This is a genomic window from uncultured Luteimonas sp. (assembly GCF_947492465.1).
Lineage (GTDB): Bacteria > Pseudomonadota > Gammaproteobacteria > Xanthomonadales > Xanthomonadaceae > Luteimonas.
The window spans coordinates 1-806 of the sequence record NZ_CANLNF010000030.1 but is presented as its reverse complement, the minus strand read 5'-3'; the positions used below and the strand labels follow the sequence as shown (position 1 = coordinate 806).

At 68.4% G+C, this 806-nt stretch carries 1 protein-coding gene; it reads left to right on the top strand.

Translation table 11 applies throughout. From position 1 onward, the window contains the following. The coding region (locus Q0863_RS18430) for a transposase (RefSeq protein ID WP_298581761.1) at positions 1-806 on the top strand (806 nt) is incomplete at both ends.

The window sequence follows — 806 nt, the reverse complement described above, 5'->3', positions numbered from 1 at the left end:
CTGCGCGTGGTCTGCGAGCACTGTCGTGCCGAGAGGCTGGTGGCGTATTCCTGCAAGAAGCGCGGGCTGTGCCCGAGCTGCGGCGCACGGCGCATGGCCGAGTCGGCGCGGCATCTGGTGGACGAGGTGTTCGGCCCGCGGCCGGTGCGGCAATGGGTGCTGAGTTTCCCCTACCCGTTGCGCTTCCTGTTCGCCAGCAAGCCGGAGGCCATCAGCCCGGTGCTGGGCATCGTGCATCGTGTGATCGCCGGTTGGCTTGCCGATCAGGCCGGCGTGCCGCGGGATACGGCGCAATGCGGCGTGGTGACCCTGATCCAGCGCTTCGGCAGCGCGCTGAATCTCAACATCCACTTCCACATGCTGTGGCTCGACGGCGTGTACGACGCGAACGTCGAGCCCCCGCGGCGCAAGCCGCGCCTGCGCCGCGCCCCCACCTCTGCGCAACTGACGCAGCTCGCCAACACCATCGCGCATCGCGTGTGCCGGCACCTGTCGCGCCGCGGCTGGCTCGAAGGCGAAGACGAATCCGTGTTCCTGTCCGACAGCGCGGGTAGCGACGACGGCATGGATGGGCTGCGGATGAGTTCGATGACCTACCGCATCGCCACCGGTCGCGACGCTGGCCGCAAGGTCGTCACGCTGCAAACATTGCCCGGTGACGCAGGCTCGCTGGAGGGCGATGCCGGCAAGGTCGGCGGCTTCTCGCTGCATGCCGGCGTGGCCGCGGAAGCACACGAAAGCCACAAGCTCGAAAAGCTGTGCCGCTACATCACGCGCCCGGCGATCAGCGAGCAGCGGCTGTCGAT